Origin of the sequence: Micromonospora sp. NPDC127501 (assembly GCF_040302185.1) — a bacterium.
Classification (GTDB): domain Bacteria; phylum Actinomycetota; class Actinomycetes; order Mycobacteriales; family Micromonosporaceae; genus Micromonospora.
This window is the reverse complement of sequence record NZ_JBEORJ010000012.1, coordinates 228,183-248,747: the sequence shown is the minus strand read 5'-3', so window position 1 is coordinate 248,747 and position 20,565 is coordinate 228,183. Positions and strand designations below refer to the sequence as shown.

The window sequence follows — 20,565 nt, the reverse complement described above, 5'->3', positions numbered from 1 at the left end:
TCCGCAATACGGACAGGAAGGTGTGAACGTGAATAGTGCCCTCTTTCATCTTCAAAGCTGTCAGAGCGGCATTGCGGTCACCCACCGACGTGGATGCCGGGTCGACGCAGCGGGTCCCGTTCGGTCCGGCGGATGATCTCGCGCACCACCGGCGGGGTGTCCCCCCGGCCCAGGATGAGGTAGCGCGCCAGGTGCGCGATCGGGCTGCCCTCCGACCATTCGAAGTGCGCGTGCGGCCGGACCCCGGTGGCGTCCCGCAGGGCCAGCAGGATCGCGGCGATCGCGTTCGGCGCGGCCGGGCTGTTGGCCCGCAGCACCCGGAAGCCGCCCACCTCGATCCCGTGTACGCGCAGCACCTGACTGAACTCCGACGGATCGACCACATCGATCTCCAGGAACAGCACGTCCGCGGCCCCGGGCACCGGATTCATCCCGCGCTGCGCCCGCTCCTTGAGCGTGTACTCCTTCACCGACCCCTTCTGCCGCTTGTTCGCGATCAGGTGCAACTGCCCGTCGTGCGCCAGCGACTCGGTGATGAACCGACGGGCCGCCTCGTCGAACTCGATCCGCTCGGCGCGCAGCTCGGTGGTTCGGGTGACCCGGGAGACCAACGAGACCACGATGATGCCGAGGATGAACAGCGCGGAGATCGTGATGCCGTCCGGCTGCTCGATGACGTTCTCCAGCAGCGCGTACAGCAGCACCAGGGTCAGCACGGTGAAGCCGATCGCGGAGCCACGCCGGTGATGGCGGGCCGCGGAGATCGTCACCGCCACCGCCCCGGAGACCATCATGGCCAGGATCCCAGTGGCGTACGCCCCGGCCTGGGCGTTGACGTCGGCGCGGAAGGCGATCGTGATGGCGACGCTGACGACGGTGTAGACGATCACCACGGGGCGTACCGCCCGCGCCCACTCCGGCGCCATGCCGTACGACGGCAGGTAGCGCGGCACGATGTTGATCAGCCCGGCCATCGCCGAGGCGCCGGCGAACCAGAGGATGAGCACGCTGCTCACGTCGTAGACGCTGCCGAACACCTCCCCCAGGTAGGTGTGCGCCAGGAACGCCAGCGCCCGCCCGTTCGCGCCGCCACCCGGCCGGAACTCCTCCGCCGGGATGAGCGCGGTGGTCACGAACGTCGTCGAGATCAGGTACACGGACATGATCAACGCGGCGGTGGTGAGCAGCCGACGTGTGTTGCGGATCCGGGCGGCGAGCCGGGCCTGCTTGTCCGGGCCGTCGGCCGCCACCAGGGGCATCATGCTCACCCCGGTCTCGAAACCGGACAGCCCCAGCACCAGCAGCGGGAACGCCAGCACGGCGGTGAGCAGCACCTGGCCCGGCCCGCCGCCGGTCGAGGTCACCGCGGCCGTCCAGTTCGACACGATGCCCGGGTCCTCGACGATCCGGGCCACCGCGACCGCGACGATCACCGCGTTGAGCACCAGGAAGACCGCGACCAGCGGGATGGCCACCACCACCGCCTCGCGGAACCCGAGCAGGAACACCCCGCCGAGGATGAGCAGCAGCACCACCGTCACCACGACCGGCACCAGGGACCCGTGCAGGACGTCCGGCAGGTATGGGTTCTCCAGCAGGTGCACTGTGGCGTCGGCCGAGGAAAGGGTGATCGTGATGATCCAGGAGGTGGCCACGAAGCCGAGCAGTACGAGGACGAAGATCTTGCCCCGCCAGAACGGCAACAACCGCTCCAACATCGCCACCGATCCCTGACCATGCGGGCTCTCCTGGGCCACTCGCCGGTACATCGGCAGCATGCCGAACAGGGTGAGCACGACGATCAACAGGGTCGCCAGCGGGGAGAGCGCCCCGGCCGCCACCGCAGCGATGCCCGGCAGGTACGACAGCGTGGAGAAGTAGTCCACGCCGGTCAGGCACATCACCTGCCACCAGGCGTGCCGGCGGTTCTGTCCCTCGGTCGCCTCGGGGCCGGGCGGCTGCACCTGGTGCTGAAAGAGCCACCGGCGCAGCGGGCTGGCCGGCGGCGCCGAGCGGGCCGGGGTGGCCACCCGTTCGGGCACCACGACGCCCTGCCGGCCGCCCCGGTGTGGGCGGGCGGGATCGCGGGCCGCCCGCAGCGCCGGGTCCGGCCCGCTCGGCGTGTGGCGCCGCCCGTTCCAGCGCCGTGGTTTCGCCCGGTGCTCGTCAGCCATCGCCAGTCCCACCCTCACAGGTCCTGATCTGACGGTAGGCGGTGCCCCGGCGCCCGATCGGCGGAACCGGGCACCTGTTCGGCCTGCTCAGGACAGGTCCGCGACGGCGAGCAGCCGGGCCAGCGCGGGTGGGTCGGCGACGGTCACCGTGGCCGCCGGATGCCGGGGCCGCCCCCCGGGCACCAGCGCCGGCACCGGAACGCCGAAGCGCAGGCAGATCCCGCCGGCCACACTGCTGCCGAACGTCGCGCCGCCGTCGGCCAGCGACAGGTGCGGGCCGATCGCCCGCCACCAGCGATACGGCCCGCTCAGCTCGACGGCGGTGACGTTGTCCCGGTCGGTCCGCAGCCGCCACGGCCCGTACCGGATCATCAGGTCCCGTTCGGTAACGGCGACCCAGGCCGTCGCCGGGCGGACCCCCAGCAGCGCCAACGCCGGGCGGAACACCGGGTCGAAGCGGAACGGAAACCGGGCCACGACGCCGGTCATCGGGCACCGGGCCGAGCGGTGGGTCGCGACACCGGGCCGCCCGGCCGCAGGGGGCCGGGCCGCGCGGGCCGGGGGCGGGCGGCGGGCCGGCGCCGGGCCAGGACGGTCATGGCGCGGGCGTACCCGATCCGAGCCCGCCGACACCCCCGGATCCGCACGCCGTCGACGTGACCCCCGTTCGGTGCTCCCCACCGTCGGCCGGCACCCCCCGGGCCGGCCGACGGTGGCAGACGGTCGACACCCCCCGGGCCGACCGGCTGTCCCCTGCCGTGACCGACCCGACCTCGGGCGGCCACGCGGGGTGGAACTGGTGGGACGCGCCCCCGCGCTCCGCCGCCCCCCACGGGGCGGAGCGCGGGGGCCCCCCGTCCCGGCTACTGCAGGAACGCCCCGAGGGGCGAGAGCAGCAACCGGCCGAGCGCCGCGGCGTTGTCGTCCAACCGTGTGCGCTCACACTCGCGGGCGTCCGGATCGTGCCGGCAGCGCCAGATCTTCTGCGCGTTACGCCAGGCGACATCGCGGGTGTACTCGACCAGTTCCCCCTGGTACCAGTCGTCGATGTCGCCGTTGAGCATGTCGATGAGCAGTTGCCACCGCTCCAGGTAGCCCCGGCGCAGGCCGGGGATCTTGTCCGCGAAGATGTTGTTGATCTCGAGGTAGTCGTGGTGCTGGTCGCTGCCGTCGACCGGTTCCGACTCCAGGTGGTCGAACGTGGTCACCAGGGCGAACGGCAGGTCGAAGTTGATGTGCGCGTTCACCCCGGCCGCCGCCGACGGCAGCGGACGGGCGTCCGGCCCCCGCATCCGCTCGAAAAGGCACGACCACGCCTTCGGAGTGCCGGGGCTGGAGTCGGTCCACAGCCGCATCGCGTCGAAGTACCGGGCGGCGAACTCGACGTCGAGCCGGGAGAGGAAGACCGGGTCGACGAAGCGGTCGTCGTACAGCCCGTCCAGCACGCTGCTGGTGATGGTCAGGTAGAGCTTGTTGAAGTCAGCGAGGGGGCAACTGGCCTCCAACGGTGGCAACCGGACCAGCATGTCCTGGAGCTTGGTCAGGTGATCGACCACGGCCGGCACGTCCGCGGGGTGATCGGCGAGCAGGTCGACGATGTCCCGGTGCACGGGCCCCCAGACCGGTTCGATCATTTCTCCTCCATTGTGGTCGGCGGCATCCCCCGTGCCGTCGTCGACGCGGCCCAGCCTCTCAGCCGACACCCGCCCGCCGGATCAGTAGAACGACGTATCCCGGCGCGCACACGCGCCGGGATACGTACTTCAGTGGTCGGGCGGTCAGCCCCGTTGGTTGCGCAACTGGATCGCGCTGGCCTGCACGCGGGTACGGACCTGGAGCTTGTCGAAGATGTGCGACACGTGCACCCCGATGGTGCGCTCGCTGATGAACAGCCGCTGCCCGATCTCCTTGTTGGTCAACCCCTCGGCGACCAGGGCGAGCACTTCCCGCTCCCGGGCGGTGAGCGCCGCCAACTCGTCGTCGGACGCCTCGACCGCGACGCCGCGCGTACCGGTGGTGGTGTCGCGCTCGTCCAGCGACACCCGGGCCCGCCCGGCCAGCTCGCGGATCTCCGAGGTCAGCGGCACCGCGCCCAACCCCTGCGCCACCCGGTACGCCTCCCGCAGGAGCTTGCCGGCGGTGGCCACCCGGCTGCGCCGAGCCAGCAGCGCCTCGGCCTGCCGCAGCCGCGAGTACGCCGCCGGATAGGGGTGATTGCGTCGATCCCACTCGGCCGCCGACGCGGCCCACAGCTCCGGATCGCTGCCGTCGAGGCGGCTCACCTCGGCGGCGCACAGCGCCAGGAAGCCCTCCACCACCGAGCGCACCGGCCGGGCGGCCCCGGCGCTCTTGCGGGCCACCCGCTCGGCCACGTCCCGCAGCCGGCGCACCGCCGTCGGGTCCACCTCCACCGTGCGGCTGGCGTGCGCCTCCGCCTCGGCGCGCAGGCCGTGCCAGACCAGCGCGGAGAGGATCATCACGTCGTCGGAACGGCTCTCGGTGAGGCCGCGCTGGACCGCCTGGCGGGCCACGTCGTGCCGGCCCTCCCACATGGCCAGCCCGGAGCGCAGGGTGAGCAGCGGAATGACGTGTCGCGCCCCGCCGCCGGCGAGCAGGGTGGCCACCGCGTCGAGGTCCCGACCGGCGGCCTCGATGTCGCCGTAGCCCACCGACAGCCGGCACCGGGCCAACAGCAGCTCCACGGCGTCCGCACCGGACGGTCGGTGCCGCAGGGCGGTGGCCACCACCTTCTCCGCCTCGGCCCACTGGCCCACCCGGAACAGTCCGTTGATGGCGATGGCCAGCAGCCGGGTGCCCCAGGTGCGGCCCAGCCCCAGCTCGGCCACCCGTTCGGCGCCCCGCCGCGCCACCACCACGCCCTCTTCGAGGACGTTCAGCGGCCCGGTCAGCAGCTCCGCCAGGTGCAGGTAAGCGCAGGCCACGTCCTCGGGCTGACCGGCACGCTCGGCGGTCTCGAGGGCGTCGCGCATGACCGCCAGACCGGCGTCCGGGTCTTCCAGACAGGCGTCGCTGAAGCCCAACGCCGAACTGGCCAGCACCACCTCCGTGGCGGAGCCCGCCACGTTCTCGGCCAACGCCAACGCCTCGCGGGCCCGCGCACCGGCGTCGGCGTAGCGACCCAGGTGCAGCAACAGCTCGGCCAGGCGGGCAGCGGCGCTGGCCCGGTCCCGAGGAGAGCAGTCCTCCGCCTTCAGCGCCCGCTGGTACTCCTCCTCGGCCAGCGCGGAACGACCGGCGGCGGCCAGGTAGCGGGCCCGGCGGATGTGCAGCGCGCAGCTCGGCTCGCCACCCCGCAGCGTGACCAACTCCTCCAGCAGGGCCAACGCGCGGGCGTGCTCCCCACAGTGGTGGGCCGCCTCGGCGGCGTTCTCGAGCAGTTCGACCCGGTCCACCGTCAGCGGGCCCGGCTCGGCGGCCAACTGCAACGCCGCCGACCAGTGCCGGTGCGCCTCGGCGTAACCGTGCAGCCGCTCGGCCTCCTGGGCGGCGGCCACCGCCGCCGGCAGGGCACGCGCCGGCTCGCCGGCCAGTCGCCAGTGGTGCGCCAGCCGGGCCTGGTGCAGCTCACCCGGCGCCGTGGTCAGCGCCTCGGCGTAGCGGCGGTGCAGCCCGGAACGCTCGGCCGGCAGCAGCTCGTGCGCCAGCACCTCCGCCACGAGGCGGTGCCGCAGCCGGTAGCCCTCGTCGGCGCCGACCAGCAGCCGGTGCGCCACCGCGGCCCGGGCCGCGGCGATCAGCTCGTCCTCCGGCATCCGCAGCACCTCGGCCAGCAGCCAGTGCTGCACCGGCTCGACCCCGGCGGCCACCGCGTGCACCACGGCGTGCGCGTGCTGGGGCAGCGCGTCGACCCGGTCGAGGAAGATTTCCCGCAGCGTCTCGGACAGGCCGTCGCGGCCGTCGCGCAGATCCCGGGCCAGCTCCTCGATGACGAACGGATTGCCGCCGCTGCGCTGCCACACCTGCTCGGCCGCGTCTGCGGTCAGCGTCCGGCCGACCACAGCGGCGGCGAGCGTCTCGGTGTCGGCCCGGCCCAGCGGCGCCAGGTCGAGCACCCGCACCGTGCGGAGTCGACGCAGCTCGGTGAGCACCCGGCGCAACGGGTGCGCGCCCTGCAACGACTCGGCACGCACCGCCGCCAGCACCGACAGCTGAAGATCGCCCAGGCCGGCGAGGAGGTAGAGCAGGAGCTGCCGGGTGCTGCGGTCGACCCACTGGAGGTCGTCGAGGATCAGCACCAGCGGGCGACCCTCGGCGATCAGGTGCAGGCCACGGGAGACCCGCTCCAGCAACGCGCCGGCGCCGTCCGGGCCGGCGGTCTCGTCGGCGAACATCTGCAGCAGCCCCCGCACCGCCGAGGAGGTGCGGGCGGGCGAGGTGGACACCTCGGTGTCGAACCGGCGCAGCGCCTGCAACAGTGGGTGCAGCGGGGAGGCGTCACCGATGTCCAGGCAGCTGCCGGTGAGCACCACGGCGCCCCGCTCCCGTAGGCGGTCGCCGATCTCGCCCAACAGCCGGGTCTTTCCCACACCGCTCTCGCCGGTCAGGAAGACCGCCGCGGTCTGCCCGTGCGCGGCGTCACCGAGCAACGCGGACCGAACCGTCTGCACCAGCTCGGCTCGGCCCACGAGCGGTGCGGTGTCCACATCGCTGGCCATGCCACGCAGCCTAATCACAGGGCCCCGTACCGTTCTACGTCCGCCCGCCGCTTGTGGTACTCCTCGCGTCGACTTTGCGACTAAAGGTTGCAGGTGGCCGACATACGTCGTTCGGCAGATCCCCCGTCGGCCCAGGAATGCCAATCTCCGGAGGTGATCAGGCAACAGCGGGGAGAAAGGCCGGTGCGACACCCATGACCACCAGCATCATCGTCGACACGCAACGGACCGTCACCCCGCTCTGGCCGGTACCTCAGGAGAGGCGCGTCGTCACCGTCCTCTTCGCGGACATCGTCGGCTCAACGGCCCTGGTGGACAGGCTCGACCCCGAGGACGTCCGAGCGTTGCAACGGGCCTACTTCGACACCGTCGCCGGTGTGCTGCACCGCTGGCACGGGGTGGTGGAGAAGTACATCGGCGACGCCGTGATGGCGCTCTTCGGCGCCCGGCACTCCGACGGCTTCGACGCGTACCGGGCGGTGCGCGCCGGGCTCGAGATCCAGGCCGCGCTGGACCGACGGCCCATGGTCGACGGGATCAGGCTGCGCGTCCGGGTCGGTGTCGCCACCGGCGAGGTCGTGGTCGACCTGGGCGACGCCGTCACCGGTGGGCACGGCGTGGCCAGCGGCGCGGTGATCACCACGGCGGCTCGCCTGCAGGAGTACGCCGCACCCGGTGCCGTCGCGCTCTGCGCGGCCACCGCGCGCGCCACCGCCGGCCTGATCACCCAACGTCAGCTGACGCCGGTGCCGGTCGCCGGCAGGGTGCCGCCGGTGCCGGTCTGGCACGCCGTCGGTCCGGTACGCCCCAGCGCCGACCGGCACGACGGCCCGTTGATCGGTCGACGCCGCGAACTGGCCACCATCCGCGACCAGTTGGGCGAGGCCATCCGAAACCGGACGCCACGCTGGATCTCACTGGTCGGCCCCACCGGCAGTGGCCGCAGCCGGCTGCTGCACGAGCTGACCCGCGGGCTGACCACGGTGGACGGATCGCCGGTCCGCTGGTGCGTCGCGATCTGTCAGCCGTACCCCGATCAGGTGTTGGCGCCGGTCGCGCACCTGCTGCGCGGCCTCGCCGGGATCCGGCACAGCGACGGCCCGGGGGCGGTCCACGACCGGCTCGTCGCCGCCCTGACGCCGCTGTTCCCGCCGACCCGGGTGGCCACCGCGGTCCCGGCGCTCCAGCGGATGCTGACCACCCCGGACGGCTCGGCCGCCGCCCTCGCCGGCGCGGCGATCTGCCGCGAGGTCCTGCTGCGGCTGGCCGCCCACCGGCCGCTGATCGTGGCCGTCGACGACTTGGACCGGGCCGCGCCGGCGGTGAGCCGTTTCCTGCACGCGCTGTTCGGCGCGGCGACGGAGCGCGGGCTGCCGCTGGCCCTGCTCACCGTGCACCAGCCGCAGTGGGCCGACACCCGGCCCGGTCCAGCCCGCCAGATGACGATCGCACCACTGGCCACGGTGCAGTCCGGACGGCTGCTGCGCCACCTGCTCACCCGGGCCGGGCAGCCGGTGGCCCTGGTCGACCGGCTGCTGCCGCTGGTGGGAGGCCGCCCCGGGCACGCGACGGCGTACGTCACGTCGCTGGTGGACGGTGCCGATCCGGCGGAGCTCCCGCTGCCCGAGGCGGTACGGCGGGCCGTCGGCGCGGAGCTGGATCACCTCGACGGTGAGCGGCGCGCGGTGTTGATGGCCGCCGGCACCCTCGGCGGTCTGATCTCCGGGGCGGCCGTGGACCGGGCACTCGGCTGGACGCCCGGCCGGTCCGCCGCCGCGCTCCGCAAGCTGGTCGCCGCCGGGCTGCTGCTCCCCCACCACGTCGACGGGTACGCGTTCGCCGCTCCGGCGCTGCGCCAGGTCGCCGCCGAGCGGTTGCCCCGTGCCCTGCGGGCCGTCTTCCAACGCCGGGCCGCCTGCGTGCCGCACCTCGACACCGTGCACCGGGACGCCAACCCGCCCGCCGGGGCGGTCAACGGTTCGGCGGCGAGGAGTGCGGAGATCGTGCGGCTCGACACCGTCGGCGCTCGGACCGGCCGCCTCGACGCCGTCTTCGCAGCGCTGGCCCCGGCGGGGCCGGGCAGTGCCACCGGCCCGACCGCGCTGAGGCGAGGCAGTCCCAGCCCGACGATGGCCACCCGTCCCGCCGCGTCGGGTCCCGACGCCAACCGTACGGTGGGCCCACGCCGGCTCCGAGCCGTCGCCTCGGCGGGCGACGTACCGCCGACGCCGGCCGCGGCGGCGACCCGACCTGCGCTCGGCGTTGGCGGTCACCCACTTCGGGACCTCGGACGGCCCGCAGCGCCGATCCGCCCCACGCCGGCGAGTTCGGCTGCGCACTGGACGCTCGCCGACGCCGGCACTCCACCAGGCGTGGCGCGGGCGATACCCCGCCCACCGTTGGTCCGCCCACTGGACGGCCTGCCTGCCTCCGCCTGACTCCGATGATCACTGAATGCCCGGCAGCCGAACCGGCCCGTCGACGACCAGCAGGGGCACGTACGCGATCAGCTCGTCCGGGTCGGGCGGCACGGCCAGGTCGGCGGGGGTACGGGAGAAGTCCCGGTTGGCGTCGGCGCATGCGGCGGTGCCCCGCGCGGTGCCGGAGCGCCACCCGCCTCTGCCATGAGCTGGCTGCCCGGTGTCCCGTGGGAGCGGATGAGCCGCTCACCAGCGCGACTAGGATTGGTCCGTCATGCTGCTACGGGTGCTCGGGCCGCTTGAGGTCGAGGTCGACACAGGCGGGCCGGTCGACCTCGGCGGCCCCCGCCAACGCGCCGTGCTCGCGCTGCTGCTCGCAGCGCGCGGCGAGGTGGTCTCCGTCGGGCAGATGATCGAGGATCTGTGGCGGGGTGACGCGCCGCCACGGGCGATCGCCTCCCTCCAGGCGTACGTCTCGCATCTGCGCCGCCTTCTGGAGCCGGCCCGCGAGCGCCGGGCGCCGGCCCGGGTCCTGGTCACCGCGCCACCGGGCTACGCGCTGCGGCTGCCCGCCGACGCCGTCGACGCCTGGCGGTTCGAGACGCTGCTCGCCGAGGCGCGTGCGGTCGGCCCCGCCGACCCGGGCCGGGCACGTCGGTTGCTGAGGGCCGGGCTCGATCTGTGGCGCGGTCGGGCGTACGCCGAATTCGCCGGTGAGCCGTGGGCGCAGCCGGAGGTGCTGCGGCTGGGGGAACTGCGGCTCGGGGCCCGGGAGCTGCTGCTCGACGTGACAGTGCGCTGCGGCGACGCGGCCGAGGCGGTGCCGGAGGCGGAGCTGTTGACCCGGCAGGCGCCGCTGCGGGAGGAGAGCTGGCGGCTGCTGGCGCTGGCGTTGTGGCGTACCGGTCGGCAGGGCGACGCGCTCGCCGCGCTGCGCCGGGCCCGGGCGACCCTGGCCGACCAGCTCGGACTGGACCCCGGCCCGGCGCTGGTCGAGGTGGAGTCCGCCATCCTGGGCCAGCGACTCGACCTGCTGCCACCGGTGGCGGCGACAGCGGGACGCGGTCAGCGGCAGGTGTCGGAGGAGGTTTTCGTCGGCCGGAAGGCGCAGCTGGAGGCGCTCCGGCAGGCAGCCGCCGAGGCGGCGGCGAGCGGGCCGCGAGTCGCTCTGCTCAACGGTGAGGCCGGCGCCGGCAAGACGAGCCTGCTCACCCGCTTTCGGGACGAGCTCACCGCTCACGGCTGGCTGGTCGCTGTCGGCCGCTGCCCCGAGGTCGAGGGCGCCCCGCCGGCCTGGGCCTGGGTCGAGGCGCTGCGGCAACTCGCCGAGCAGGCACCCCCGGGTGACCTCGCACCGGCGCTCGCCCCGCTGCTCGGTGGGGGCGACGGCGAGCCCGGCGGCGACGTCACCGCCGGCCGGTTCCGGCTGCACCGTGCCGTCGGCGCCTGGTTGGACGCCGCCGCGGCCCGCAGACCGGTCACCGTGATCCTCGACGACCTGCACGCCGCCGACGCGGAGACGTTGCTGCTGTTGCAGAGCGTCACCGAGATGACCACCGGCACCGTCCTGTTCGTCGCGGCGCTGCGGCCCGCCGACAACGCCGAGCGGCTCGCCGACACGATGGCCGTCCTGGCCCGCCGGTCACCGCAGCGGATCCCGCTGGGCGGTCTGAGCGCGTCCGAGGTCGAACGGCTGCTCGGCGCGTTGGCCCGGACCACCGTCGACCCGGACACGGTCGCCGCGTTGGCCGAGCGGACCGGCGGCAACCCGTTCTACGTCCGGGAGTCGGCGCGACTGCTCGCCGCCGAGGGCACCCTGGTGGCCACCTCCGACGTGCCCGAGGGCGTACGCGACGTGCTGCGCCGGCGACTCTCGCGCCTCCCGTCGACGGCCGTCTCGGTGCTGCGTCTCGCCTCGGCCGTGGGGCGGGAGGCCGAGGTGCGAACACTCGTCGACGCCGCCGGCACCGACGAGGGCACCGTCCTGCGGGCACTGGAAGCCGGGCTGGCCGCCGGGCTGCTCACCGAACCGGCGCCCGGGCGGGTGCGGTTCGTGCACGGCCTGGTCTGCGACACCATCTACAGCGACCTGCCGCAGCTGCGCCGCACCCGCCTGCACGCGCGGATCGCCGACGCCACCCGCCGGCTGCGGCCCGACGACTACCCCGCCCTGGCCCACCAGTACGCGCGCGCCGCCTCGGCCGACACCGCGCCGCTCGCCGTCGACTACGCCATCCGGGCCGCCGAGCTGGCCGAGCGGCGGTACGCGTACGACGCCGCGATCGAACTGCTCAGCAATGCTGTCGAGGCCGCCGCCACGGTCGCCGGGGACCGCGACGCGCTCCGGGTCGACCTGCTCGGGCGGCTGCTGCGCGCCCAGGCGCGGGCCGGCGCGGTGGCGGCCGCCCGGCAGACCCGCGCTCGGGCGATCGACGTCGCCGCGGCGGCCGGCCGCGACGACCTGCTGGTCGCGGCGTTCACCGCGTGGACCGTCCCCACCCCGTGGCTGACCCACGAGTACGGCGTGGTGGACCACCGGGTCGTCGAGCTGCTCACCCGGCTGCTGCGCGCCGACGACCTGGACCCGGTCGCCCGCTGCCGGCTGCTGGAGGCGCTGGCCACGGAGTTGGACGGCGAGTCCGATCCGCGAGGCGTGGCGGCCGGACGGGAGGCGTTGGCCCTCTCGCAGCGGCTGGACGACCCCGAGCTGCGCGCCCTCGGGCTGGCCGCACGGTTGCGCACCATGAGCTACGAGCGGGAGGCGCCCGACCGTCGGACCTTCGCCCTTGAGCTGCGTGACCTCGCCGACGAGCACGCGCTGGTGACCTACCGTTCGGTGGCCGAGCAGGCGCTGGGCCACTGCGCCGCCGCGCTCAACGAGCCGGACGAACTGCGCCTCAGCGTTGCCCGGCAGGGGTGGCTGGCCGAGACGTACCAGCTGAACGAGGCGCAGACGATCAACCTGTGCTCGCTGGGCGCTCTCGCGCACATCGCCGGCGACTTCGCCGCCGCGCGGCGGCACTACGACAAGGTCGCCGTGCAGATGCGGCGGCAGGGTTCGCTGCACGCCGAGGCCTTCCACTACTTCTCCACCGGCACCCTGCTGATCAGCCAGGGGCGGTTCGGTGAGCACCTGGAGGCGACCCGGCGGATACGGGGGTCGTTGGGCCCGATCGTGGACGACCTGCTGGCGCTGGCGCTGATCGGGAGCGGACGCCTGGACGAGGCGCGGGCCATGCCGATCGGGCGGCACACCTACCGCCCGGACTACTTCGAGTCGGCGCTGCTCAGCGTACGCGGGATGGTCGTCGTGGCGCTGGGTCGACGGGACCTGGCCCAACCCGTGATCGACGCACTGCTCCCGGTACGCGACCAACTGGCCGGTTTCTCCACCACCGCAGCCGTGGTGCGACCGGTCGCGCTGACGCTGGGTGAGCTGTTCCGGCTGGTGGACCGCACCGAGGAGGCGATCCGGCACTTCACCATCGCCGCGCGGGTGGCCCGCCGGTGGGAGTCGCCGCACTGGCTGGCCGAGGCGACGGCGGCGATGGCCCGCTGACCGTCACGGTTGGCGGATTCCAAGCCGGTTCCAAGTGGCACCGAGCATGATCAACAGATCTGTGCCAGTTGATCCTCGGAAAGGTCACCGTGAACCAGAACCACCGCGAAGCCATGGCCGACGTACGCGACATGTACATGGCGCACTCGGCGCTCCGTCGCGAGTTCAGCCTGCTGCCGCAGCTCGTCCGCGACGTCACCCCGGGCGACGCCACGCGCGCGGAGGTCGTCGGCGCCCACGCCGAGATGCTCTGCCACATCCTGCACCTGCACCACGAGGGCGAGGACCTGCTGCTCTGGCCGCGGCTGCTGGAGCGCGGCGGCGCGGAGGCCGCGGCGATCGTCCCCACCATGGAGGCGCAGCACCACGCCATCGAGGACGCCCACGCGGCGGTGGTCGCCCTCCTCCCCCAGTGGCGCCGCACCGCGCGCGACGGTGAGCAGCTCGCGGACGCCCTGGAGCAGCTCCGCGCCGCGCTGATCGAGCACATGGCCCTGGAGGAGAGCGAGATCCTGCCGCTGGCGCAACGGCACGTCACCGCCCGGGAGTGGATGCAGCTCGGCGAGCACGGCATGAGCAAGTCCCCGAAGAGGCAGCTTCCGCTGGCCTTCGGCCTGGCCATGTACGAGGGCGATCCGGAGGTGGTCAAGGCGGTGCTGGCGCACGCGCCGCTGCCGGCCCGACTGCTCATGCCGATCATCGCGCCCCGGCTGTTCGCCAGCCACGCCAAGCGGGTGCACGGCACCGCCACGCCCCCGCGCATCGGCACCACCGTCCGCTGAGGCCAGAACGGTCACCGTCGGTCACCTTCGTCGTGGCGGATGCGGCATCAAGCGGTATACCTCAGAGGCATATTCATACCTCTGAGGTATACCGCTTCTCCGCAGAGCGACATGGCGGGCCACCCGAGCGCACCGTGCACGCCACCAGGTGACCCGAGGTCGAGCCGCGCGCTCAGCGGGCGGCCAGGAAGGCCAGCACGCGCGGCCAGGCCGCCGCGGTGGCGTCCGGGGAGGACTCGGGCAGGTCCGGGTCGGTGAACAGGTGCCCGACGCCGGGATAGCGGAAGACCGTCAGGTCAGCGCCGGCGTCGGTCATGCCCTGCTGCCACTCGTCGACCTCGTCCGGTGCGTCGTACGGATCGGGGTCGGCGAGGTGCAGCTGGACCGGCAACCCGGGCCGGACCGCGTCCGGGGCGCCACCGGTGCCGTGCAGCAGGAGCAGACCGGTAGCGGCGGGGCGCTCGGCCAGCAGCGCACCGGCCACCCCGGCGCCCATCGAGAAGCCGGCGAGCACCGTCTCCGGTGGCAGGTCACGCAGCGCGCCGCGGGCCCGGTCCAGCACCACCTCGTGGCCGATCTTGTCGAGTAGCGCGAAGCCCTCCTCGACGGTGTCGGTGGCCGGGACGCCGTACAGGTCGGGGGTGCCGACCTGGTGCCCGACGGCGCGCAACCGGTCGGCGGCGGCGCGCACGGCCGGCCGCAGCCCGTGCACGGAGTGGAACAGCACGACGTGTCGCATCCGGTCATCCTGCCGCAGTCGACGGCGCACCCGGGGTGGCCACGCGGGATCGGCGTCAGACCAGTGCCGCCAGTCGCGCGACCAGGTCCGTCGGTGGCGGCATCTCGGCGATCTCGCGGCTGACCTGCGCGGCGGCGGTCCGCAGGCGCTCGTCGGTGAGCAGCTGGGTCAGCGCCCGCGCGTCGATGTCCCGGGGACGCAGCGCCAGGCCGGCACCCCGGCGGGCCACCAGCTCGGCGTTGTGCCGCCGGTCCCCCGGACCCGTGGTGGCCAGCTGGGGCAGACCTGCGGCGAGGGCGCCGAGGGCGCTGCCCGCACCACCGTGGTGCACCAGCGCCGCGCTCGCCGGCAACGCCTCGTCGAGCGGGATCCAGTCGACCACCCGCACGTTGCCGGGCACCGAGCGGGCCGACCGCTCGTCGGGGCGGACCAGCACGATCTCGGCGTCCACCTCGGCTGCGGCGGCCACCACGGCGGGCATCGGCCCCCGGTCGCCGGGGCCGGTGAGGGTGCTGCGGGTGACCAGGATCCGCTGGCGCTCACCCGGTTCGCGCAGCCAGGCCGGCAACTCCCCGCCACCGACATAGGACGTGTAGCGCATCGGCCAGCCGCTCTGGGTGGCGACGCTGGGTGGGGCCACCGCGAGGGCGGCGGCCGGCGCGGGCAGCTCGGTGAGGCCGTGGCGGCGCAGCGCCGCGCCGAGTCGGGCGACGGTGGCGCGGACCAGGTCCCGGCCGTCGAAGAGGGCGTTCTCCTGGCGTACGGCCGGCACGTCGAGCCGCGCGGCGGCCACCGCACCGGCGACCGCGAACGGCTCGTGCAGCACCAGATCCGGTCGCCACCGGGTGGCCAGCGCGACCACCGGGTCGACGATCTGGTCGTTGAGCGCGCCGAACAGCAGGCCGGCGCCCCGGGTGCCGGCGGTGCCGGCCATCTCCGCCCGCGCGATCAGCGGATGGCGGGGGAAGACCCGCAGCGCGATCCGGCCGAACTCGAAGCCCGGCGCGATGTCGTGCACCGGCAGACCGGCGTCGGCGGCGGCCAGAGCTCCGCCGCCGGTGGCCACCAGCACGTCGTGGCCGGCGTCGCGGAGGGCGACCGCGAGCGGCACCAGTGGGAAGACGTGCCCGACGAGCGGGGCGGAGACCACCAGCACGCGCATGGGCAGAATCCTATGTCGACGGCGACATCGAGGCAGGCCGCTGGTCGACGATGCGGCGCATCTTGCCCATCGACCGTTCCACGGTGTCGGGGGCGAGGACGTCGACCGCCACGCTCACGCCGATGGTGTTCTTCACCAGCTCAACCAGCGTGCCGCCGGCCCGCTCGGCGGCGTCCACGTCGACGTCGGCTCGCCGCTCCACCCGCACCGTGAGGGTGTCCAGCCGGCCGTGCCGATCGAGGACGCACTGGAAGTGCGGCGAGAGCTGCGGGGTGCGCAGGATCAGTTCCTCGATCTGGGTGGGGAAGATGTTCACCCCGCGCAGGATCATCATGTCGTCGGTGCGGCCGGTGATCCTCTCGATCCGACGCATCGGGCGGGCGGTGCCGGGCAGCAGCCGGGTCAGGTCGCGGGTGCGGTAGCGCACGACCGGCATCGCCTCCTTGGTCAGGGAGGTCAACACCAGCTCACCCCGCTCGCCGTCGGGCAGCACGGCCCCGGTGACCGGGTCGATGATCTCCGGGTAGAAGTGGTCCTCCCAGAGGTGCAGCCCGTCCTTGGTCTCGACGCACTCGGTCGCCACGCCGGGGCCCATCACCTCGGAGAGCCCGTAGATGTCGACGGCGTGGATGTCCAGTTGCTGCTCGATCTCGCGGCGCATGTCCTCGGTCCACGGCTCGGCGCCGAAGATGCCCACCTGCAGTGAGGTGGACCGCGGGTCGATTCCCTGGCGGCGCATCTCGTCGACGATGGCCAGCAGGTAGCTGGGCGTGACCATGATGACCTCGGGTTCGAAGTCACGGATCAGCATGACCTGACGCTCGGTCATGCCCCCGGAGACCGGGATGACCGTGCAGCCCAGCTCCTCGGCGCCGTAGTGCGCGCCCAGGCCTCCGGTGAAGAGCCCGTAGCCGTACGCGACGTGCACCCGGTCGCCCGGGCGGCCGCCGGAGGCGCGGATCGAGCGGGCCATCAGCCGCGCCCAGGTGCGCAGGTCGTCGCGGGTGTAGCCGACAACTGTCGGCCGGCCGGTGGTGCCGGAGGAGGCGTGCAGGCGGGCGACACGCTCCCGGGGTACGGCGAACATGCCGAACGGGTAGTTCTCCCGCAGCTCCGCCTTGCCGGTGAACGGGAAGCGCCCCAGGTCGTCGAGATCCCGGCAGTCGTCGGGGTGCACCCCGGCCGCGTCGAACGCCCGTCGGTAGTGCGGCACGTTGTCGTAGGCGTGCCGCAACGACCAGCGCAGTCGGTCGCGTTGCAGGGAGCGCAGCTCGTCGATGCCGGCGCGCTCGATCGGCTCCAGCTCCTCCGGACGAGGGGTGCGGTCCTGCATCGGCTGCCTCCTTGGCGCGGCGGTCCCGGTGGGGCTGCGGGTACCGTACGCCCGCTGTCGCCCGGACCGACGGGCGGTCAGCGGGTGGCCGGCAGCCGGTGCAGGGCGTCGACCAGCGGCGCCAGCTCGGGGGTCGCCTCCGCCCGGGCGAGCGCGTCGGTGAGCACCCGGTCGTGGGTCGGTCGGGTCTGGGCGAGCAACTCGGAGCCGGCCGGGGTCAGCTCGGTGTAGATGCCGCGCCGGTCGTCGGCGCAGAGGATGCGGGTGAGCAGCCCCCGCTGTTCGAGGCGGGTGACCAGCCGGGTGGTGGCGCTGCCGGAGAGCGCGGCGGCGCGGGCGAGCTGGCTCATCCGCATGTGCCAGCCGTCCTGCCGGGAGAGCGCGTCGAGCACCGTGTATTCGACGACGGAGAGGTCGTGGCCGGCCTGTAGGGCCCGCTCCAGGGACGTCTCGATCAGCCCGTGCAGGGCGGCGAGGGTGCGCCAGCCCTGCGCGCGGATCTCGACCGCGTCGTCGGCGATGCCCATGCCGGCCTCCTGGGTGTGATCTGGACGGACCCCAGGCTACCACGCTTGCGCCGATATAAAGCGCGTGCAAGTATTTCGTTGCCGGCGCGTGTAGTTGCACGCGCCGCATATCTGCCCTCTCCCGATGGGAAGACCATGTCCGTACGCCCACAGTCCCTGCCGCCCGGCCTGATCGCGTTGGCCATCGGCGCCTTCGGCATCGGACTCACCGAATTCGTGATCATGGGGCTGTTGCCCGAGGTGGCCGCCGACTTCGCGGTCACCGAGCCGGTGGCCGGCTGGTTGATCTCCGGCTACGCGCTCAGCGTGGCCGTCGGCGGGGTCGCCCTCACCGCGGCGGTCACCCGCCTGCCGCGCAAACCGGTGCTGCTCGGCCTGATGGTGCTCTTCATCATCGGCAACCTGCTCTCCGCCGTCGCCGGCGACTACGCCGTGATGATGGCCGGCCGGATCGTCGCCGCGCTCTGCCACGGCGCGTTCTTCGGCATCGGCGCGGTGGTCGCCGCCGGCCTGGTCGCACCGGCCCGCCGGGCGGGCGCCATCGCCATGATGTTCGCCGGCCTGACCATCGCCAACGTGCTCGGCGTGCCGTTCGGCACCTTCCTCGGGCAGCACTTCGGCTGGCGGTCGACGTTCTGGGCGATCACCGCCATCGGGGTGGTCGCCCTGATCGGACTGGCCCTGCTCATCCCGGCCGGCGCCACCGCCAACGCCGACCGCCCGGCCGGCGGGCTACGCGGCGAGTTGCGCGCCTTCACCCACCCGCAGGTCTGGCTCTCCCTGGTGATCACCGTCCTGGGCTTCGGTGGGATGTTCGGCGCGTTCACCTACATCGCCTACACGTTGACCGAGGTCAGCGGCTTCGCCACCAGCACCGTGCCGTGGCTGCTCGTCCTCTTCGGCGTGGGGCTCTTCGCGGGCAACCTGCTCGGCGGACGGGCGGCGGACAGGTCGCTGTCGCGCACGCTGGTCACCGTCCTGGCGGTGCTCACTGTGGTGCTCGTCGGCTTCGCGCTGACCGCCACGAATCCGGTGCTGACCATCGTCGCGCTGGTGCTGATGGGCGGGTTCGGCTTCGCCACCGTGCCGCCGCTGCAGATGCGGATCATGCGGTACGCCCACCAGGCGCCGACCCTGGCGTCCGGGGCGAACATCGCCGCGTTCAACCTCGGCAACGCGTTGGGCGCATGGATCGGCGGGGTGACCATCGCCGCCGGACTCGGCTACACCTCGCCGATCTGGGCCGGGGCCGCACTCACCCTCGTCGGTCTGGGCGTACTCCTCGGCGCGCTGCGGCTGGCCCGCCGCGACGAGCCGGCCCGGGCCGACGCGAGCCTGGTGGACGCCCCGGTCTGACGTCGCCGGAAGGAGGACGCCGGGCCGGGCGGAGGCCCGACCCGGCGTCGCTCTGATCATCGCCCTGCCATCATCTCGCAATTGCAAAAGATGTGCAACAAGGTCTGGACAACCTGCTCGTGCCGTAATTAGCCTGATCGCTATGAGCCCTTACATTGTGGATCCGTGGGCCTGGCAGGAGAGCTGGGACCGTCAGCAGGAGGCCTACCTCCCGGACCGGGAACACCGGTTCACCGCCATGCTCGACACCGTCGACGCGGTCCTCGACGGCCGACCGCCGCGGGTGCTCGACCTGGCCGGCGGCACCGGCAGCATCTCGCTGCGGACCCTCGCTCGCTTCCCCGCCGCGGAGCCGACCCTGGTCGACCTCGACCCGGCGCTGCTCGCCATCGCTGCCGCCTCGCTGGCCGACCGGGCAACCATCGTCACGGCCGACCTCGGCACCCCCGGGTGGCGCTCCGCGCTCCCCCACCAGGAGTACGACGCCGTACTCACCGCCACCGCCCTGCACTGGCTGCCGGCCGACCGGCTCGGGCAGCTCTACGCCGAACTGCGCGACGTGCTGCGACCGGGCGGCGTCTTCGTCAACGCCGACCACATGCCCGACGACACCCTGCCGGAGCTGACCAAGCGGCTGATGGACCGAGCCCGGGACCGGCGCAACGCCCGGTATGCCGCCGGCTCGACGCTGTCCTGGTCGGACTGGTGGGAGCGGGCCGGCGCCGACCCGACGCTCGCCCCGCTGGTCGCTCAGCGACACGCCATCTACCCGACCGGGCACAGCCCCGAGTGGAACCCGCCGGTCTCCTGGCACCTGGCCGCGCTCACCACGGCGGGCTTCAGCGAGGTCGGCACGGTCTGGCGAGGCGGCCCCGACGCCGTCGTCGCGGCGGTGCGCTGACGCGGCCCTCGCCGGCAGTCCGTTGACGCCGCGCTCGCCAGCAGTGCGCTGATGCCGCCGTCGCCGCACTACGCTCAGGAGCCGTGCCAGAGCCGTTCGAGCCGCGTACCGACCCCGACGTCGACCTGCGCGTCCCCGCCGACCGCCGCGAGTTGACCGCGCGCCCCGCGACGGTCCTCGCCGTGATCGCGGCCGGCGGGGTGCTCGGCGCGCTGGCCCGGGCCGGCCTGCAACACGCCGTTCCGCACCCACCGACCGGCTTCGCTTGGGCCACGTTCACCATCAACACGTCCGGCTGCCTGCTGATCGGCGTGCTGATGGCGGTGCTGGGGCACCTCGACGGTGGCCCTCCGCTGGCTCGCCCGTTCCTCGGGGTCGGGCTGCTCGGCGGGTTCACCACCTTCTCCACCTACGCGGTCGACGTCCAGCAGGCGATCGTCGTGGGCGCACCGGGCACCGCGCTGGCGTACCTCGCCGCGACGGTGCTCGGGGCGCTCGTCGCGGTCGCCTTGGGGGACGCCGTCGCCGCCGGGCTGCTGCGTCGGGCGACCCGATGACCGTGCTGCTCATCGCCCTGGGCGCGGCCGTCGGCGCGCCGCTGCGCTACCTCACCGACCGGGCGGTGCAGTCCCGGCACGGCTCGGCGTTCCCCTGGGGGACGCTGCTCGTCAACGTGGCCGGGTCGTTGCTGCTCGGCGTCCTGGTCGGGTGGCCGGCCGGCCCGGCGGTCAGCGCGTTGCTCGGCACCGGGTTCTGCGGCGCGCTGACCACCTACTCCACCTTCAGCTACGAGACGCTACGGCTGACCACTGGCGGTCATCGACTCCTCGCGCTGGCCAACGTGCTCGGCAGCGTGGCCGCCGGGCTCGCCGCGGCCACCGCCGGCTACGCCCTGGCGCGCGCCCTGATCGGCTGACCGCACACCAGCCGCGCCCC

The 20,565-nt window shown here is 73.7% G+C and carries 16 protein-coding genes; 8 read left to right on the top strand and 8 right to left on the bottom strand.

What is annotated here, in order from left to right:
• Window positions 1–77: 77 nt before the first annotated feature.
• From ABTW72_RS25935 to ABTW72_RS25920, 4 genes are all read right to left on the bottom strand, one after another.
• The gene (locus tag ABTW72_RS25935) at window positions 78–2,174 is read right to left on the bottom strand and encodes an APC family permease (RefSeq protein ID WP_350862669.1); all 2,097 of its coding nucleotides are present in this window, start codon (window positions 2,172–2,174) and stop codon (window positions 78–80) included.
• Window positions 2,175–2,261: 87 nt separating this feature from the next.
• On the bottom strand, window positions 2,262–2,663 hold the full coding sequence (locus ABTW72_RS25930; RefSeq protein ID WP_350862666.1) for a hypothetical protein: 402 nt from the start codon (window positions 2,661–2,663) through the stop codon (window positions 2,262–2,264).
• Window positions 2,664–3,037: 374 nt separating this feature from the next.
• Window positions 3,038–3,808, bottom strand: coding sequence for a DUF5995 family protein (locus tag ABTW72_RS25925; RefSeq protein WP_210785763.1), 771 nt, complete (start codon window positions 3,806–3,808; stop codon window positions 3,038–3,040).
• 144 nt (window positions 3,809–3,952) lie between these two features.
• Window positions 3,953–6,850: a helix-turn-helix transcriptional regulator gene (locus ABTW72_RS25920; RefSeq protein ID WP_350862663.1), complete on the bottom strand. Its 2,898-nt coding sequence runs from the start codon at window positions 6,848–6,850 to the stop codon at window positions 3,953–3,955.
• A 194-nt stretch (window positions 6,851–7,044) separates the two neighbouring features.
• On the opposite strand from ABTW72_RS25920, the gene ABTW72_RS25915 reads away from it, so the two are divergent.
• The 4 genes from ABTW72_RS25915 (at window position 7,045) to ABTW72_RS25900 (ending at window position 13,611) form a co-directional block, all read left to right on the top strand.
• Complete coding sequence (locus tag ABTW72_RS25915) at window positions 7,045–9,288, top strand: AAA family ATPase (protein ID WP_350862660.1); 2,244 nt, start codon at window positions 7,045–7,047, stop codon at window positions 9,286–9,288.
• Window positions 9,289–9,304: 16 nt separating this feature from the next.
• Window positions 9,305–9,478 (top strand): hypothetical protein, encoded by a 174-nt coding sequence (locus tag ABTW72_RS25910; RefSeq protein WP_350862657.1) that lies wholly within the window; start codon window positions 9,305–9,307, stop codon window positions 9,476–9,478.
• A gap of 66 nt (window positions 9,479–9,544) precedes the next feature.
• Entirely contained in the window at window positions 9,545–12,829 is a 3,285-nt protein-coding gene (locus tag ABTW72_RS25905; RefSeq protein WP_350862655.1) for an ATP-binding protein, read from the top strand.
• A gap of 89 nt (window positions 12,830–12,918) precedes the next feature.
• Window positions 12,919–13,611, top strand: coding sequence for a hemerythrin domain-containing protein (locus ABTW72_RS25900; protein WP_350862653.1), 693 nt, complete (start codon window positions 12,919–12,921; stop codon window positions 13,609–13,611).
• 172 nt (window positions 13,612–13,783) lie between these two features.
• Here the strand turns inward: ABTW72_RS25900 and ABTW72_RS25895 are convergent, their stop codons facing one another.
• From ABTW72_RS25895 to ABTW72_RS25880, 4 genes are all read right to left on the bottom strand, one after another.
• Window positions 13,784–14,350, bottom strand: coding sequence for a dienelactone hydrolase family protein (locus ABTW72_RS25895; protein ID WP_350862650.1), 567 nt, complete (start codon window positions 14,348–14,350; stop codon window positions 13,784–13,786).
• A gap of 55 nt (window positions 14,351–14,405) precedes the next feature.
• Window positions 14,406–15,512, bottom strand: a complete 1,107-nt coding sequence (locus ABTW72_RS25890; protein WP_350862647.1) for a nucleotide disphospho-sugar-binding domain-containing protein — start codon at window positions 15,510–15,512, stop codon at window positions 14,406–14,408.
• A gap of 10 nt (window positions 15,513–15,522) precedes the next feature.
• On the bottom strand, window positions 15,523–16,845 hold the full coding sequence (gene paaK / locus ABTW72_RS25885) for a phenylacetate--CoA ligase PaaK (protein WP_350862644.1): 1,323 nt from the start codon (window positions 16,843–16,845) through the stop codon (window positions 15,523–15,525).
• 77 nt (window positions 16,846–16,922) lie between these two features.
• Window positions 16,923–17,372, bottom strand: coding sequence for a MarR family winged helix-turn-helix transcriptional regulator (locus ABTW72_RS25880; RefSeq protein WP_350862641.1), 450 nt, complete (start codon window positions 17,370–17,372; stop codon window positions 16,923–16,925).
• Between the two features lie 135 nt (window positions 17,373–17,507).
• On the opposite strand from ABTW72_RS25880, the gene ABTW72_RS25875 reads away from it, so the two are divergent.
• From ABTW72_RS25875 to crcB, 4 genes are all read left to right on the top strand, one after another.
• Window positions 17,508–18,728 carry an MFS transporter gene (locus ABTW72_RS25875; RefSeq protein WP_350862638.1) on the top strand — a complete coding sequence of 407 codons (1,221 nt, stop codon included), beginning with the start codon at window positions 17,508–17,510 and terminating at the stop codon, window positions 18,726–18,728.
• Between the two features lie 142 nt (window positions 18,729–18,870).
• Window positions 18,871–19,629, top strand: a complete 759-nt coding sequence (locus tag ABTW72_RS25870) for a class I SAM-dependent methyltransferase (protein ID WP_350862635.1) — start codon at window positions 18,871–18,873, stop codon at window positions 19,627–19,629.
• 83 nt (window positions 19,630–19,712) lie between these two features.
• Window positions 19,713–20,186: a fluoride efflux transporter FluC gene (locus tag ABTW72_RS25865; RefSeq protein WP_350862633.1), complete on the top strand. Its 474-nt coding sequence runs from the start codon at window positions 19,713–19,715 to the stop codon at window positions 20,184–20,186.
• Window positions 20,183–20,545 carry a fluoride efflux transporter CrcB gene (crcB, locus tag ABTW72_RS25860; RefSeq protein ID WP_350862630.1) on the top strand — a complete coding sequence of 121 codons (363 nt, stop codon included), beginning with the start codon at window positions 20,183–20,185 and terminating at the stop codon, window positions 20,543–20,545. The genes ABTW72_RS25865 and crcB overlap by 4 nt, the downstream gene beginning before the upstream one ends.
• Window positions 20,546–20,565 lie beyond the last annotated feature (20 nt).